This is a genomic window from Kushneria sp. EE4 (assembly GCF_977968315.1).
In genome coordinates this window covers 1,571,709-1,588,651 of record NZ_OZ386212.1, presented here as the reverse complement: position 1 = coordinate 1,588,651, position 16,943 = coordinate 1,571,709, and the positions used below count along the sequence as shown (strand labels likewise).

Genomic DNA, 16,943 nt, shown 5'->3' with positions numbered 1-16,943 from the left:
GTACCGGGCGGGCTTGTTTTAGAACGATCACCGGCTGCGCGCCGGGTGATCGACAATGAACCGAACAGGGATACACATGGCTGACAAATTTGATGTCATCGTGATCGGCGCTGGCCCCGGAGGCTATGTTGCCGCAATTCGTGCTGCCCAGCTGGGCATGAAAGTGGCCTGCGTCGAAAAGTGGGTCAACAAGAGTGGCAAGACCGTACACGGCGGCACCTGTCTGAATGTGGGCTGCATTCCTTCCAAGGCGCTGCTCGAAACGTCTCACAAGTATGTTGAGGCGCGCGACGATTACAGCGAGCTGGGCATCGAGGTCAGTGACGTTCAAATGGACGTCAAAAAGATGATGGCCCGCAAGGAAAAGACCGTTGCCAATCTGACCGGCGGCATCAGTGCGCTTTTCAAGGCCAACGGTGTGACCGCGCTTGAAGGCACGGGCAAGCTGCTGCCTGGTAAAAAGGTCGAAGTGACCGACAAGGACGGCAACAGCGAAACCCATGAAGCCGAAAACGTGGTGATTGCTTCCGGCAGCGTGCCGGTCGAGATCCCCCCGGCGCCGCTGACCGAGGGCCTGATCGTGGACTCCTCCGGTGCGCTGGAATTCCAAGAAGTCCCCGAGCGTCTCGGCGTTATCGGCGCCGGCGTGATCGGTCTGGAGCTTGGCAGCGTCTGGAGTCGTCTGGGCAGTGAGGTCACGGTCCTTGAAGCCATGGACAGTTTCCTGCCGGTAGTTGATGAACAGATCGCCAAGGAAACCAAAAAGCTGCTCGGCAAGCAGGGCCTCGATATTCGTCTGGGCGCACGCGTTACCGGTACCGATATCAAGGACAGCGAAGTTGTCGTGAAATACACCGACAGCAGCGGCGAGCAGGAGCAGACGTTTGACAAGCTGATCGTCTGCGTGGGTCGTCGCCCCTACACCCAGAGTCTGCTGGCCGACGGCACCGGTGTTGAAATCGACGAGCGCGGCTTTATCCAGGTCGATGACACCTGCCAGACCAACGCGCCGGGCGTTTTCGCCATCGGTGACGTGGTCCGTGGTCCGATGCTGGCCCACAAGGGGTCGGAAGAGGGCATGATGGTTGCCGACATCATCCACGGCGAAAAGGCCCAGATGAATTATGACGCTATCCCCAGCGTCATCTACACCGCCCCGGAAGTTGCCTGGGTCGGCATGAGCGAACAGCAGGCGAAAAAGGAAGGCTTTGAGGTCAAATCAGGCGTCTTCCCGTTCTCTGCCAGCGGCCGTGCCATGGCCAACAATGCCACTGAAGGCATGGCCAAGGTCGTCACCGACGCCGCTACCGACCGCATTCTGGGCGTCCATATCATCGGCCAGCACGCCGGTGAGCTGATCGCCCAGGGCGTGATTGCGATGGAATTCGGCTCCAGCGCCGAGGATCTGGCGCTGACCTGCTTTGCTCACCCGACACTGTCCGAGGCCGTTCATGAAGCGGCGCTGGCAGTCGAAGGGCACGCGATTCACATGGCAAACCGCAAAAAGCGTTAATGCTTCGACATTGACGTTGAACCTCACTTCGACCGCGGCCGAAGTGAATCGGGATGGGGTGGCAGGCCATGGGCCGACACCCCATCGATCGAGTCCAATGCAACCAATGGCATGAGACGATGAATCTTCACGAGTATCAGTCAAAACAGTTATTTGCTGATTATGGTCTGCCGGTCTCCAAGGGATATGCAGTAGACAGTCCCGAAGAAGCCGCAAAGGCATGTCAGAAAATCGGCGGGGAACGCTGGGTCGTCAAGGCACAGGTGCATGCCGGTGGTCGCGGCAAGGCAGGTGGTGTCAAGCTGGTCACCAGTCCTGAAGAAGCCAGTGCCTTTGCCGAGCAGTGGCTGGGCAAGCAGCTGGTGACCTATCAGACCGACGAAAAGGGCCAGCCGGTCACGAAGATTCTGGTCGAAAACTGCACCGATATCGCCACCGAGCTGTATCTGGGTGCCGTTGTGGATCGCGGTTCACGTCGTATCGTGTTCATGGCCTCCACCGAAGGTGGTGTCGAGATCGAGAAGGTGGCTGAAGAGACACCCGAAAAGATCCTCAAGGCGGAAATCGACCCGCTGGTTGGTCCGCAGCCCTATCAGGCGCGCGAGCTGGCGTTCAAGCTGGGCCTGAACAAGGATCAGATCAAGCAGTTCACCAAAATCTTCCTTGGCCTTGCCAAGATGTTTGCCGACAAGGATTTTGCGCTGCTCGAGATCAACCCGCTGGTTATCACTGAAAGCGGCGATCTGCACTGCCTGGATGCCAAGATCAATCTGGACAGCAACGCGCTGTATCGCCATCCCGATCTCGAAGAGATGCGTGATCCCAGTCAGGAAGACGAGCGCGAAGCCAACGCTCAGAAGTGGGAACTCAACTACGTGGCGCTGGATGGCAACATCGGCTGCATGGTCAACGGCGCAGGCCTTGCCATGGGGACGATGGATATCATCAAGCTCTCCGGCGGTCAGCCGGCCAACTTCCTGGACGTGGGCGGCGGCGCCACCAAGGAGCGCGTAGCCGAAGCGTTCAAGATCATCCTGTCCGATACCTCTGTGAAGGCCGTTCTGGTCAACATCTTTGGCGGTATCGTGCGCTGTGACATGATCGCCGAGGGCATCATGGGCGCGGTAGAGCAGGTTGGCGTCAACGTGCCCGTGGTGGTTCGACTTGAAGGCAACAATGCCGAGCTGGGCACGCAAAAGCTTGCCGAAAGCGGCCTTAACATCATTGCAGCAACCAGCCTGACCGATGCGGCGCAACAGGTGGTTAAAGCAGCGGAGGGCAAATAATGAGTATCCTGATTGACAAGAACACCAAGGTAATCTGCCAGGGATTTACCGGTGGTCAGGGCACGTTCCACTCGGAACAGGCCATGGAATACGGCACCAACATGGTCGGCGGTGTGACGCCGGGCAAGGGTGGTCAGACGCATCTCGGTCTGCCGGTATTCAACACGGTCAGTGAAGCAGTAGAGCAGACCGGTGCGGAAGCCACGGTCATCTATGTGCCGGCAGCCTTCTGCAAGGATTCCATCCTTGAAGCGGCCAATGCGGGCATCAAGCTGATCATCTGCATCACCGAAGGCATTCCGACGCTGGACATGCTGGATGTGAAGGTCAAGTGCGACCAGCTGGGCGTTCGCCTGATCGGCCCCAACTGCCCGGGCGTCATCACGCCGGGTCAGTCCAAGATCGGCATCATGCCCGGCCACATTCACAAGCCGGGCCGTGTCGGCATCGTCTCGCGCTCGGGTACCCTGACCTATGAAGCGGTCAAGCAGACGACCGATCATGGCTTTGGTCAGTCGACCTGCGTGGGTATCGGTGGCGATCCGATCCCGGGCTCCAATTTCATCGACATCCTCGAGATGTTCGAAAAGGATCCCGAGACTGAAGCCATCGTCATGATCGGTGAGATCGGCGGCACGGCTGAAGAGGAAGCGGCTCAGTACATCAAGGAGCACGTGACCAAGCCGGTGGTGGCCTATATCGCCGGTGTGACCGCGCCTCCGGGCAAGCGCATGGGCCATGCCGGTGCCATCATTGCTGGCGGCAAGGGCACGGCAGACGACAAGTTCCAGGCACTCGAGGATGCAGGCGTTCGCACCGTGCGTTCGCTGGCGGAAATCGGTGACAAGCTCAAGGAAGCGACCGGCTGGTAAGGTCGCCCAAGAGCGCAAAGACAAAAAGGGAGCCATTCGGCTCCCTTTTTTGTGCGCTTTTCAGGGTCGGGAATCAGATGTCCGAAGGCTTTTCGGCCCTGCGGCCCTCGAAGACCTTTTTCAGCAGCGGGCGCCCGGCCATCATCATGAAAACCGGAGCACCTGCGATCAGATAAAAATAGTAGGTGACCGCGCGCCAGATCAAAATGGCCGCCGCTGCCGTGCTCTGTCCGACCATTGGCGCCAGCAGTGCCGATGACGACAGCTCGGCGCCGCCGGCCCCGCCCGGCAGCAGCGTCAGCTGACCGGCCGCCATGGAAAGCATTTGCACCAGAAAGGTCCATGCCCAATCCAGATGCTGGCCCAGACCATAGAGCGTGACGAATAAAATGCTGTAGCGCACGATCCAGTGCACGATGCCCAGTCCAAAGGCCAGCGCCAGCGCCGAGCGCGGCAGTCGCAGGGTTTCAGTGAAGGCCTTTTTGAAGATCAGAATACGCCGAACCGTTTTTTGCTGGAGACGTGGGCTGACCTTCATCCTGCTCAGGAACCTGCCGGACACCACCAGAAAGCGGCGGTGATAGCGACCCATCAATATCACGCCCAGCAACGCCAGGCACAAAAGGGTCATCGGCAGGACCAGCATCCAGCCCAGACGGGCATCGATGGAGCGGGTAATGACGTAAATCATCATCGCGATCATCGAGCACAAAAAAAACAGCAGATCGATGATCTGATCCACGGCAAAGATGGCCGTGGTCTGCGCCGGGCGCACGCCACGGCGGGTCAAAAGAGCAATCAGCGTCAGTGGGCCGCCTGTGCCGCCTGGCGTGGCGCAGATGGCAAATTCGGTGGCCATGACCGTGCCGGTCGCACGCATGAGCCCCATTTCACCGGCGCGTCCGGCCAGCAGGACCCTGAGCTTGGCGCCATTGAGCAGCCAGCACAGCAGGACCATGCCCAGCATCAGGGCGAAGATGCCTGGCGGAAAGCCGGGAAGCAGATGCAATAGATCGCGTCCGCCCAGTAGCACGGGAATTGCCATGACGGCAAAAAGGCCTGCTACCAGCAGCCAGAGAGTTCTTTTCATGACGTTAACTGATCAGGGAGTGGTTCATGTTCGAACGCAGCGGCGCGGGGCGCCCATTCGTTCGACGTCACGACGTTGCCATATCATTGGGCGATGTGCTTGATTGGCGGTGCAGCCAGCTGATCTTGGTGGTCGGCTGATACCCTTCATCAAGCAGGCGACGGATCGTATCAATCCAGTAGCGTCGGGAAATGTCGTGGCGCATGTCCACCGGATGCAGGCCCAGCCGAATCAACGGTTCATGTCGATGACGCCGCCGCGCCCGTTCATTAACCACCCATGACATGCCGCGACGCCAGCGGCTGCGGGCACTCCAGACCAGTGACGGCGCCTTGATGGCCGTATAGTCCGGCAGCCGATAAAGGTGATCGGGGTCGCTGGTGTAGGTAAACCCTTGCGTGGCAAGCGCCCGACGCGCGCCATCGCCCAGAAGCCATGCCGGCGCTACAAAGCCATCCAGCGGCCAGTCCTGACGGCGAAAGAGTTCAGCACCGCGCTCCAGCCGCTCAAGCGCTTCATCGTGACCGATCGGGTAGAACTCGCCTTCATAGGTATAGAGTCTGCGCATAAAATAATCGCGCGGGGTGCGAGGGGACGGCGCATCATCACAGTGATAGAAACCATGCAGCGCCAGCTCATCGCCTCGCGCCATGCGCTGATGCAAAAGACGCAGCATGCCGGGATCTTCAAAGGTATTGCTGCGATGATGAAAATCCGGCACCACCAGCCAAGTCATGGGGATCTGGCCCAGACAATCGATCTCCTCGACAAAAGAGCGATAGTCAGGCCAGGTGGCAGGCGCAATGTCATGCAGTACCAGTGCAAATTCCCTGTCAGCCATGCTGTACGCTCGCCCTTGCCGTTGTGCTGATGCCCAGCAGCTCCTGATAGTGATGCGTGACACCCTGCACCACAATGTTCCAGTCGTGATGGCGCTCGACATGCGCGCGCGCTTTCAGACCCATGGCTCGGGCGTCGTTTTCAAACAGCGCAAGAATGCTTTGCATCATGTCATCGCTGTCCAGCGGCTGGCACAGCATACCGCACCCCTCCGGAACATTTTCGGCCAGTGCCCCGGCGCGTGTTGCGACCACCGGAATACCACAGGCCATGGCTTCCAGCACGACCAGACCGAAGGTTTCCTGAGTGCCGGCATGCAGCAGGGCGTCGCTGCTGGCGAAGTAGCGCGCGATCTCGGCGGTCGGGCAGAAATGGTTGATCACCGTCACGTTGTCCGGCACCTGGGTCGGCATGGAGGAGCCGACCAGCAACAGGTGATAGGGCGATTGTCCCCGACCGGCAAGCTTTCGCATCGCCTCCAGCAGGACATGAAGGTTTTTCTCCTGCGAGCCGCGTCCGGCAAAGACCAGCAATCGGGTGTCCTCGGACAGCCCCAGCTCGGTCTTGACGCTGTTATCGCGCAGGGAAGGATGAAACGTTGTCAGATCCACCCCCAGCGGCTGAACGCGAACGTGCTGGATGCCGAGCCCTTCAAGGCGCTGCGCCATCACGTTGCTGGGCGCCAGCACCCGGTCATAATGGGCGTAAAGCCTTTTGATGTAGGTGTTGATCACCGGTCGTGACCAGTTGCCCAGCCGATTGCTGATCATGGTTGGCAGATCGGAGTGATAAAAGGCCACAAGAGGGATATCCAGATCGCGGGCACCGGCAATGGCCGCCCAGCCGACCGTATAAGGATCACCTGCCTCGACCAGATCCGGGCGAACATCGCTCAGCGCACGACGCCATGGCCCGCGGGTCAGTGGAAAGCGATAGCCGTTGCTGAACGGCAGGGGCGCGGCCGGCACGTTGACGCGGTGGTCATCCGCCTGGTGCGTATAGGCCTCTCCCGGCACCAGCAGCGTATGCCGAATATCGGCGGTAGCGTTCAAGCGACGGCGTTTGGCATCGAGATAGGTACGCACGCCACCGCTGGATGGCGCATAAAACATGGTCATGTCGGCAATATGCACTACGCCGATACCTCCTCGAACCGCACGTATTGGATCAAACAGCAACCCACGCCCTGAAGGCGCAGGCTGTCAGCAGGCGCCCTAGTATAATGTGTCAATCTGATGACTGCCGCCGTAATGGGTAACAGACTGTAGCCCTGACGCCAATGGCATCTGTCCGCCCTGACAGGCAGGGCGGACAGACGATTCAGGCAGGACGAGCGACCAGAGAGCGGGTCTCTTCGCGCGCTTCGATCAGGATGACGTTGACGACATCGCCCAGACGATAGCGCAGTTCGCCACCAATGCTGATCATGCCTTCCTTGTCATCGATGGCAACGGCATCGCGGTCGGTATGCAGCATGGAGGCCGGCACGAAGGCCGAAGCGCCATTGGCCGGTAGGCGAACCCGCAGGCCACCCCGTCGGATATCGACGATTTCACCTTCAAAAGGCGTCTCGCTGGTGACGGCATCGGCCAAGTAGCGAACGTAGAGCCAGTCCTTGACGTCACGCTCTGCCATGCGGTTCAGGCGCCGGCGCTCGCTGAGATGATCGGTCACCGAGACCTCGACGGCCTTGTCGTGCTCGGCGTCGCCACGCAGCACCTGCTTGATCAGGCGGTGGTTGATCATGTCGCCGTATTTGCGGATTGGCGAGGTCCAGGTGGCGTAGGCCGGCAGGCCCATGCCGAAGTGCGGCCCGGGCTCGGTCTGCATGACGCTGTAGCCCTGAAAGCGGCGAAGACGTGCATCCAGCCAGGCATCGCGGCGCTCGTCGAGCTGATGGCGCAGCGCGCGCCAGGACGCGATATCGTTGAACTGCTCCGGCGTGGCCTCGACCGACTGGCTGGCGAGAAACGCCTGCGCCTGCTCGGCCTTCTCGGTTGCAATGCCCTGATGGACGTTGAAAATGCCGTGGCCGACGTTGTCGCTGAGCAGATTGGCGCAGCAGACATTGGCCGCGATCATGGCCTCTTCCACCATGCGGTGACCGATCCGACGCTCTTCGGTCACGATGTCCAGCACGTTGCCGGTCTCATCGAGTTTGAAGACATAGTCGGGGCGGTCGGCAAAGACCAGCGCGTGCTGCTGACGCCACGTCTGGCGCGCCCGGGTCAGACCCGCCAGCGCCTTGAGCTGGGCGTCACCGTTTTCAAAATCCGGCGTCCACGAAGGCGTTGTTTGCGCCTCCAGCGCCTCGAGATAGTCGGAGACCTGCTCATAGTTCAGGCGCGCCTTTGAGCGCACGGTGGCGGCCTCAAAGTGATAGTCGCCGATCACGCCTTCGGCATCGACTTCCAGGGTGCAGACCAGCGCCTGGCGATCTTCATCCTGTTTGAGCGAACAAAGATCATCGGCCAGCGGCTCGGGCAGCATGGTGACGTTCTGGCCCGGCAGATAGACAGTGAACGCGCGCTGACGTGCTTCCTGATCGACGGCATCGCCGCGTTCGACGTAAGCCGTGGGGTCGGCAATGGCCACTTTCATGCGGAAACGGCCGTCGTCGAGCGCCTCGACGCTGAGTGCGTCGTCCATGTCAGTGGTGGTGGCATTGTCGATGGTAAAGAAGGGCACCTCGGTCAGGTCAGTGCGCTCCAGGCCTTCCTCGCGCAGCGGCCAGCTGTCGCCGGCTTCCGGGGAGGCCTGCTCCAGTGCATGACGCGCCAGCGTCACACGCCAGGGCACCGAGGCGTGGGCACTGGTGGCGATGATTTCATCGACCTGAACGAAAAAGCCGCGATCGTTTTCACGCAGGGGATGACGCAGCAGATGCGTGACCACCCAATCGCCTTCGTTGAGCGAGCTCTCCTCGATACTGCGATGCGTGCGGGCACGCAGCGGCGTATTGATGGAGGGGTGATCCGGAACGACAGACAAACGCCCGTCACGCTTTTTGACGCGACCGATGAAGCGGCCGAGTCCGGCTTCGATCAGGCTTTCCGGCTCGACACTCTTGCGTTCTTTCTCCTCGTTGAGCACGGCTTCGACACGATCACCGTGTACGACCTGCTTCATGGCGGGGGGCGGCACGAAAAAGGACTGGCCGTCATCGGTTTCCAGAAAACCGTAACCCTTGTCGGTGGCCTTGATCACACCGGTCACACGGGGCGTTTTTTCACGGATATTTTGCTTGAGCTGGGCGAGCTGGCTGTTGTTCGAGAGCATCTCGTTAATCGGTTAGGGAATCGGGGGCCCACTATAAGGCCTCATACGAGCGGGTGAAAGAGCCACCCCTTCGGGTGAAGGGATGACGCAGGTCCGGAGTTTATCCCGGTATCCATTCAATGGGCTGCTGACCGTCGAGCAAAACGAGCTTATCAACCGGAGTCGTTTTGCGACCCAGCAGGGTCAAAAGCGTCGTGGCGGCGTTGTCGCAAGAGACATTGCCGGTGGTGGCACTGGCCTGATCGGTGTCGACATCAAGCGCGTCAAACCATGCTCTTCGATGGTCGTCGCATCCCGCCGGGTGGCCAGTGCGGACGAGTGGATTACAAGGGGGTGAACAGCTCGACCGATGGCGTTGATAATCAATGGGGCCTTATCGATGCCTCCTGTCTAAAGGCTCTGTCTGGAGACGAGACCTTGCCTGAAGACAGTGCAACGCTGAAGATACGTCCGTATCGAGTCGAGGGGTCGTGAAGGGGATCTACCACGACGCTTTTGACAACGCAGGCCATGCATGGAAAGACAGGGAAGCGGGCGATGACACTGGAAGGCAACATACTGACCCCCGAAGGCTGGTTCAGAGGTGAGCTGATCATCAGACAAGGGCGGGTCGCCGGTATCAGCGGCACGCCGGTTAATCCCGAGGACAATGACGCCCCTCGCATTCTCCCGGGGTTTATCGACCTGCACGTCCATGGCGGTGGTGGTGCCGATCTCATGGAGGGCGGCGATGCGCTGGCAACGCTTGCTCGTACGCATGCCCGATTCGGCACCACCAGCCTTTTGGGTACCAGCATGACGGCCTCCCGTGAGGCGCTGATCACCGCCTTTCGAGCCGCCGGGCAGGTCATGGCCGCGCCGCCTGCACGGGCTGCCGATATTCTGGGCATCCATCTCGAGGGCCCCTTTATCAGTCCGGACATGCTGGGCGCCCAGCCGCCGTATGCCCGACCCGGGACGCTTGAAGCCTTTGACGAGCTTGATGCGCTTGCCCCCATTCGCGTTATCACAATCGCACCGGAAATCGACGGGCACATGGCGCTGATCGAGGCGCTGGCCGCGCGAGGTGTCCGGGTGCAGATCGGACACAGCGCTGCCACCCATGATCAGTGTGTCGACGCCCTTGCGGCCGGTGCTCGAGGGTTTACCCATCTGTATAACGCCATGGGCGGGCTGCATCATCGTGCCCCCGGCGTTGTGGGGGCAGCGCTGGCCCATGGCGATTTTGCCGAGCTGATCGGCGATCTGGTGCATGTCGAGGCCGGGGCCCTGTTTGCCGCCCGCCGCGCCATACCGCATCTTTATGTGGTCACCGATGCCACGGCCGCCGCCGGTATGCCTGAAGGCGAATACCGCCTGGGCGAGCATCGGGTGTTCAAGCAGGGCAACAGCGTGCGTCTGGCCGATGGGGGACTGGCCGGCAGCGCCCTGACCATGGATGTGGCGCTGCGCAATCTGACAGGACTCGGGCTGTCGCTTGCCGAAGCCTCGCAGCGCCTGTCGCTGTGGCCGGCCCGCTATCTGGGGCTGAGTGATCGTGGCGTACTGGCACCAGGCTGTCGGGCCGATATCGTGGCCCTTTCACCGCAGCTTGATGTCGAGCAGGTATGGACCGCCGGCGCCCCGGTCATCACGTGAACACAACGATTGTCCGTTCTTTTTTCTGACCGCAAGCCGGGAGAGCCATCATGTCATTGATGCGCGATGAGGCGCTGAGTGCGCCACAACGAATTGCCGAGCAGTGGCGTGTCAATCGCGACACCATGGCCCGGCTGGGCGATGAACTGCGTGGGCAGCCACTACATGGTGCCATGACCGTGGCGCGTGGCAGCTCCGATCATGCGGCCGGCTATTTTGCCCGGCTGATGATGCAGATGACCGGCCGCCCCTGTACGTCACTGCCGCTATCACTGTGTACGCTGGATGACACCGCCTGGCAGCTCAACAATACGCTGTCGCTGGCGGTATCACAGTCCGGTCGCAGCCCGGATCTGATCGAAGCGCAACAGGCCCTGAAAAGCGGCGGTGCCCTGAGCCTTGCCATGGTCAATGCCACTGATTCACCGCTGGCCCTTGGGGCCGACCACGTCATCGATCTACAGGCCGGCGAAGAAAAAAGCGTGGCCGCGACCAAAAGCTTTCTGGCCACGCTCTCCGCCAGTGCCTCGGTGATGGCCCACTGGCAGCGCGATCATGCCCTGCTTGAAGGACTCAAGGCGCTGCCTGAAGCGCTGAGTCAGGCCTGCCGTCATGAGTGGGGCGAGGGCGTCGAGGCGCTGCGTAATGTCGACAGGCTTTTTGTTATCGGCCGGGGCAGTGGTTTGCCCATCGCGCAGGAAGCGGCGCTCAAGTTCAAGGAGACCTGCGTCATTCAGGCGGAAGCCTTCAGCGGCGCCGAAGTGCAGCACGGGCCGATGGCGCTGGTGGGGCGTGACTATCCGGTGCTGATTCTGGCGCCGAAAGGGAATACGCAGGCAGGGCTGATCGAGCTTGCCGACACCTTTCGCGACCGTGGTGCGCGGGTGCTGCTGGCCGCCGATGCTGCGGTGGCCTCACGTGATCTCACCATCGCTGCTGCCCCGCATGAGGCGTTGGCACCACTTTGTGCCATTCAGAGCTTTTATCTCATGATTGAGGCGCTTTCTGTCGCGACAGGGCATGATCCCGACCGCCCCGAATTTCTCAACAAGGTCACCCAGACGCGCTGACCACGCGCCTGGGTGATGGCTCACAGGACGGCCATGACGCCATGACAACGACAACAGGATCTTCTCATGCCCGATACTGCTGAACCGACGCACGCCCGGACACTACTGCATGCGCCTCTAAAAGCGGTGCTGGTGCCGCTTGATCAGGTGCCCGACCCCGTCTTTGCTCAGCAGACCATGGGCCCGGGTATCGCGCTCGAACCGCTGGAATCGCAGCTTTTTGCACCCTGTGACGGCGAGATTGTGCATCTGGCGCGTACGCGCCACGCGCTGACCCTGAAAACCGATCAGGGCTGCGAGATTCTGATTCATCTGGGCCTTGATACCGTGGATCTTGAAGGCGAGGGCATTACTGCGCACGTGGCCCCGGGTGATCGCGTTACATGTGGCGATCTGCTGTGGGATTTCGATGCGGATCTATTGGCCTGTCGGGCGCTGAGTCTGGTGACGCCGCTGGTAGTGACCAGCAACGATCAATGGCGCTGTGAATTGTCAGATACCGCCTCTTCCGGTCGGGTGATCGAGCGTGGCGAGGCGTTGATGACGCTGGTGGCGCTTGCAGTGTCAGCGCCGGACGCGACGCCGGAAGGCAGCAACCATGAGTATCGCGAGCAGGTCACGCTGGCGCTGGCGGCGGGGCTGCATGCCCGGCCGGCGGCGCGTCTTCGCGGCATTGCCCGACAGCACGGTTGTACGCTCATGCTCGAGCGTGGCGAGCATGAGGCCGATGCGGCCAGTTTGACGGCGCTGCTGGGGCTTTCCCTGCGTCAGGGCGATACTCTGACCGTCATCGCCCGTGGTTCCAGCGCCGCGGCGGCACTAAGGGAGGCCGTCACGCTTTTAAGCACGCCCGAGGCCGGCGAAGACGATCCGGGGCACGGTGAACCATCCGTTGAGGACACGCCGAGCGTACCGGCAGGTGATGACGCCACCTGCCACGGACTGATGGCCAGCCCGGGGCTGGCCGTTGGCCCGCTGGTGCGTCTTGAGCGTCCGCGCATTGATGTCAGCGAAGACCGCACGGAAAGCGCCGAGGTTGTCGGTCGCCAGCTGAAGGCGGCCATCAGCGCGCTCAATGACACGCTGATCACGGAGATTGAACAGGCACGCACCGAAGGGCGGCGCGAAGAGGCCGATATTCTGGAGGCGCATCAGGCTTGGCTGGATGACCCGGCCCTGCTCAATGAAAGCCTTGCGCTTATCGAGGCCGGGCGCAGCGCTGCCTTTGCCTGGCGCGAGGTGCTTGAAGGCCGCATCAAGGAGCTGCGCCAGAGTGAGAGCCGGCTGCTGGCCGCGCGCGGCGATGACCTGCGCGATCTGCAGGCGCGGCTTCTGGCCCTGCTGGTGCCGGACGCTGCAGCGGCGAGCCATTTCGAGATGGCGCCGGGTGCTATCGTGGTGGCGGAGGAGATCACGCCGTCACAGTTTCTGGCGCTGGATCGCATCGCCCCTGCCGGACTGTGTCTGGCCGGCGGTGGCACCACCTCGCACGTGGCGCTGCTGGCGCGCGCGCGCGGTCTGCCCTGTCTGGCGGCCATGGGGTCTCGAGTGCTGGAGATCATGGCCCACCACGATGGGGCCGTGGTCATTCTGGATGCACAGCAAGGGGTGCTGACCTTCCAGCCCGAGGACGAACAGCTCGACACCGCCCGCGAGCAGATCGAGCAGGCCCGGTGGCGTGCGGCGCTCGAGCGACAGGTCGCCCATGAGCCTGCCCATACGCGCGACGACGTGCTGATCGAGGTTTGTGCCAACGTCGCCGGTGCCGATGAGGCCCGCATCGCCTTTGATGCCGGCGCCGACGGCATCGGATTGATGCGCAGCGAATTTCTCTTCATGGCGCGCTCACAGGCCCCGGATCAGGAGATGCAGCGCGGCATCTATCAGCAGGCGATGGAGGCCATGGGGGATCATCCGGTCATCATTCGCACGCTGGATATCGGCGCCGACAAGCAGCTGGACTATCTGGCCCTGCCTGCCGTGCCCAACCCGGCACTGGGCACGCGCGGCATCCGTCTGATGACGCGCCATCAGAGTCTTCTGGACACGCAGCTGCGGGCACTGCTGGCCGTGACACCGCTGGAGCGTCTTCACATCATGGTGCCGATGGTCACCGAGGCTGCCGAGCTTGTGGCCGTGCGTGAGCGGCTCAATACCCTGGCGCGTGAGATGAATCTCGAAGGTCGGCCCAGGCTGGGGGCAATGATCGAGGTGCCCGCCGCGGCCCTGTGCGCCGATCAAATCGCGCGTGTGGCGGATTTTCTCTCCATCGGTACCAATGACCTGACCCAGTACACCCTGGCCATGGACCGTGAAGACCCGGATCTGGCCGGGCGCGCCGATGTGCTGCACCCGGCCGTACTGCGCCTGATCGACATAACGGTGAAGGGTGCCGCCATGCATCAGTGTCCGGTCGGGGTATGCGGCGCCGCGGCAGGCGATCCGCAGGCCTGGGCGGCGCTGGTCGCACTCGGTGTGAATGAACTATCGGTGGAGCCGGCACGCGTGGCCGCCGTCAAGGCCGGTGTGCGACGCCTCGACCGGGCTGCGCTGTCATCCTTGCTGCGCGAATGGCTTGATGAGGCCATCGATAGCGTCACGCTGCGAGCGCGCCTTGCGCAATGGCTACAGGAACACGCCTCGACCGCCCATACAGATGCCATAACCACGGATGCCACAACAACCGACAGGGGAGTACCGCGCGATGCGACTTGATTTCATGGGGGCGCTTCAGCAGCTGGGACGCTCGCTCATGCTGCCCATTGCGGTACTGCCCATTGCCGGACTGCTGCTGCGCATGGGCCAGCCTGACCTGCTGGACATTGCCTTTATTGCCCAGGCCGGTAACGCCATTTTTGAAAATCTGCCGCTGATCTTTGCCATCGGCGTGGCCGTGGGCATCGCTGATGACAGCAACGGCGCCGCCGGCCTTGCCGGGGCGATCGGTTATCTGGTCATTACGGCGGTGCTCGAAGCTCTCAATCCCGACATCAATATGGGGGTGCTGGCCGGCATCATTGCCGGTGTGGTGGCCGGACTCTGGTACAACCGCTGCAAGAATATCGCGCTGCCCGATTATCTGGCCTTTTTTGCCGGACGGCGCTTTATTCCGATCGTCACCGGTCTGACCGCGCTGGCGCTGGGCTGGATATTCGGCTGGGTCTGGCCGCCGGTTCAGACGGCCATCGACCAGAGCGGGCAGTGGATGATCGACTCCGGTGAGCTGGGCCTTTTTGTCTACGGCACGCTCAATCGGCTGTTGATCGTGACCGGGCTGCATCACGTGCTCAACTCGCTGGTGTGGTTTGTCTTTGGCAGCTATGAAGGCGCCACCGGTGACCTTCACCGTTTCTTTGCCGGCGACCCGAACGCCGGCAGCTTCATGACAGGCTTTTTCCCGGTGATGATGTTCGGCCTGCCGGCGGCGGCGCTGGCGATATACCACACCGCCGCGAAGGATCAGCGCGCCCGGGTGGGCGGCATGCTCTTTTCGCTGGCACTGACCGCCTTTCTGACCGGTATTACCGAGCCGCTGGAATTCACCTTCATCTTTCTGGCGCCGGTGCTCTACGCCGTGCACGCCCTGCTGACCGGGGTGTCGATGGCGCTGATGAGCTGGCTGGATGTGAAACTCGGTTTTACCTTCTCTGCCGGCCTGTTCGACTACCTGCTCTCCTATGGACTCTCCAGCCGCGGCTGGCTGCTGATTCCGGTCGGATTGTTGTATGCCGCGTTGTACTACATGATTTTTCGCTGGGCCATTGTCCGCTTTGATCTGAAAACGCCGGGGCGTGATGATGCGGCACCGGCGCCGGTCGCTTCCGACGACGGCGAGATGCCGGCGCGCGGCCCGGCCTTTGTCACGGCGCTTGGAGGTAGTGACAATCTGACCTCGGTGGGCGCCTGTACGACGCGGCTGCGGCTGGTGGTCAAAAAGGCCGAGCAGATCGACGAAGCCGCACTCAAGGGTCTGGGCGCTCGCGGTGTCCTTAAACTCAATGGTGGGCATCTGCAGGTCGTCATGGGGCCGATTGCCGATGGCGTGGCAGAAGACATTCGCACTGCCCTGCGTGAGCGTGGCAGGACAGTGGAAACCCCCGATATCGCGCAGGCCATGGCGCCATCTGCCGAGCAGGACAGATCGTCTCAGAGTGGCCTGAAGGATGCCGAGCTGTCGCGCTGGCTGGAGGCGCTCGGCGGCGTGGACAACCTGCGACGCAGTGAGCTGGTGGCACTGTCGCGCGTGCGCCTTGAAGTTAAAGCCTCCTCGCGCCTTGATCATGGCGCGCTGTCATCGCTGGGCGCCGCTGGCGTGCAGCGCCTTGATGAGCACTGTCTGCATCTGGTGCTGGGCGAGCAGGCCTGGATCGTGGCACAGCAGCTGCAAACGGAGATTCAGCGCGATGACCGCTGATGACACCCTTCTGGTGGGCGTCGACGGCGGCGGCAGCGGCACCCGTCTGCGGGCGCAGTGGCGGGGCCGCTGTGTCGAAGTCACGGCCGGCCCGTCAGGGCTTGGTCTGGGGGTGGCGCGCGCCTGGCAAACGATTCTTGAGGCCCTGGAGAAGGCGCAGCGGATGCTGGGGACAGTGCTGCCCACCACGCAGTGCCGGCTGGCACTGGGGCTTGCCGGCGTCAACCAGGCGTCATGGCGCGAGGCCTTTTTGGAAAACGCGCCGAAACTGGCCGGCCTGAGACTGGAAAGCGACGCCTTTACCACGTTGATCGGTGCCCATCGGGGCCAGCCCGGCGCCATCGTGGCGCTGGGGACTGGCAGTATCGGCGAGGCACTGCATGACAACGGCCGGCGGGTCGGGGTGGGCGGCTACGGCTTCCCCTCGGGCGATGAGGCCAGCGGTGGCTGGCTGGGGCTGCGCGCGAGCCGCCACGCGCAGCACGCACTCGATGGGCGCGCCGCGCCGGATGAGTTTTCCCGCGCGCTGTGCGAGGCGATGTCGAGTCTGTCACAAACCCCCGTGAGCTGTGCGGCCACGTTGACCCACTGGCTCTCCGGTGCCGATCAGACCCGGTTTGCAGCACTTGCCCCGGTGGTCATCAACCACAGCGAGCATCCGGTCGCGCGGTCGCTGCTCACGCAGGCAGGCGAGGATATCGCGCGCATGTATCGCGCGCTGGATTCGGGGGAGCAGCTGGCGCTGGCGCTGTGCGGCGGGCTTGCCCGAGCGCTTGACCCCTGGGTGCCGGAAGGCATCAGGCCGCACCTGGCTGACCCGCTGGGCAGCAGCGTTGAGGGGGCGCTACGGCTGGCAGGCGAGCCGGGCACATCATCACAAAGCGCTCAGGCGCTACAATGAGCGTCTGCCATGATGGCTTTTACTGCGTACAGGAGATTGC

12 protein-coding genes are annotated in these 16,943 nt (G+C 62.2%); 8 read left to right on the top strand and 4 right to left on the bottom strand.

What is annotated here, in order from left to right; translation table 11 throughout:
* The first annotated feature begins 76 nt into the window (after positions 1 to 76).
* From lpdA to sucD, 3 genes are all read left to right on the top strand, one after another.
* Entirely contained in the window at positions 77 to 1,513 is a 1,437-nt protein-coding gene (gene lpdA / locus ACXMYO_RS07315; protein WP_438767840.1) for a dihydrolipoyl dehydrogenase, read from the top strand.
* Positions 1,514 to 1,632: 119 nt separating this feature from the next.
* Entirely contained in the window at positions 1,633 to 2,799 is a 1,167-nt protein-coding gene (sucC, locus tag ACXMYO_RS07310; RefSeq protein WP_438767838.1) for an ADP-forming succinate--CoA ligase subunit beta, read from the top strand.
* Positions 2,799 to 3,671: a succinate--CoA ligase subunit alpha gene (sucD, locus tag ACXMYO_RS07305; protein WP_438767836.1), complete on the top strand. Its 873-nt coding sequence runs from the start codon at positions 2,799 to 2,801 to the stop codon at positions 3,669 to 3,671. The genes sucC and sucD overlap by 1 nt, the downstream gene beginning before the upstream one ends.
* Before the next feature lie 73 nt (positions 3,672 to 3,744).
* Here the strand turns inward: sucD and ACXMYO_RS07300 are convergent, their stop codons facing one another.
* The 4 genes from ACXMYO_RS07300 to ACXMYO_RS07285 all read right to left on the bottom strand — a co-directional run bounded on the left by ACXMYO_RS07300 (position 3,745) and on the right by ACXMYO_RS07285 (position 8,880).
* Complete coding sequence (locus ACXMYO_RS07300; protein ID WP_438767835.1) at positions 3,745 to 4,761, bottom strand: flippase-like domain-containing protein; 1,017 nt, start codon at positions 4,759 to 4,761, stop codon at positions 3,745 to 3,747.
* Between the two features lie 67 nt (positions 4,762 to 4,828).
* Complete coding sequence (locus ACXMYO_RS07295) at positions 4,829 to 5,602, bottom strand: DUF2334 domain-containing protein (RefSeq protein WP_457808262.1); 774 nt, start codon at positions 5,600 to 5,602, stop codon at positions 4,829 to 4,831.
* On the bottom strand, positions 5,595 to 6,734 hold the full coding sequence (locus tag ACXMYO_RS07290) for a glycosyltransferase family 4 protein (RefSeq protein WP_457808261.1): 1,140 nt from the start codon (positions 6,732 to 6,734) through the stop codon (positions 5,595 to 5,597). The genes ACXMYO_RS07295 and ACXMYO_RS07290 overlap by 8 nt, the downstream gene beginning before the upstream one ends.
* Before the next feature lie 187 nt (positions 6,735 to 6,921).
* Positions 6,922 to 8,880 carry an exoribonuclease II gene (locus tag ACXMYO_RS07285; RefSeq protein ID WP_438767829.1) on the bottom strand — a complete coding sequence of 653 codons (1,959 nt, stop codon included), beginning with the start codon at positions 8,878 to 8,880 and terminating at the stop codon, positions 6,922 to 6,924.
* A 537-nt stretch (positions 8,881 to 9,417) separates the two neighbouring features.
* Between ACXMYO_RS07285 and nagA the strand changes: the two genes are divergently transcribed.
* The 5 genes from nagA to ACXMYO_RS07260 all read left to right on the top strand — a co-directional run bounded on the left by nagA (position 9,418) and on the right by ACXMYO_RS07260 (position 16,903).
* Entirely contained in the window at positions 9,418 to 10,518 is a 1,101-nt protein-coding gene (gene nagA, locus ACXMYO_RS07280) for an N-acetylglucosamine-6-phosphate deacetylase (RefSeq protein ID WP_457808260.1), read from the top strand.
* Positions 10,519 to 10,568: 50 nt separating this feature from the next.
* The gene (locus ACXMYO_RS07275; RefSeq protein WP_457808259.1) at positions 10,569 to 11,588 is read left to right on the top strand and encodes an SIS domain-containing protein; all 1,020 of its coding nucleotides are present in this window, start codon (positions 10,569 to 10,571) and stop codon (positions 11,586 to 11,588) included.
* 66 nt (positions 11,589 to 11,654) lie between these two features.
* Positions 11,655 to 14,303: a phosphoenolpyruvate--protein phosphotransferase gene (gene ptsP, locus ACXMYO_RS07270; RefSeq protein ID WP_457808258.1), complete on the top strand. Its 2,649-nt coding sequence runs from the start codon at positions 11,655 to 11,657 to the stop codon at positions 14,301 to 14,303.
* The gene (gene nagE, locus ACXMYO_RS07265) at positions 14,293 to 16,002 is read left to right on the top strand and encodes an N-acetylglucosamine-specific PTS transporter subunit IIBC (RefSeq protein WP_457808257.1); all 1,710 of its coding nucleotides are present in this window, start codon (positions 14,293 to 14,295) and stop codon (positions 16,000 to 16,002) included. The genes ptsP and nagE overlap by 11 nt, the downstream gene beginning before the upstream one ends.
* Entirely contained in the window at positions 15,992 to 16,903 is a 912-nt protein-coding gene (locus ACXMYO_RS07260) for a BadF/BadG/BcrA/BcrD ATPase family protein (RefSeq protein ID WP_457808256.1), read from the top strand. The genes nagE and ACXMYO_RS07260 overlap by 11 nt, the downstream gene beginning before the upstream one ends.
* Positions 16,904 to 16,943: the final 40 nt, after the last annotated feature.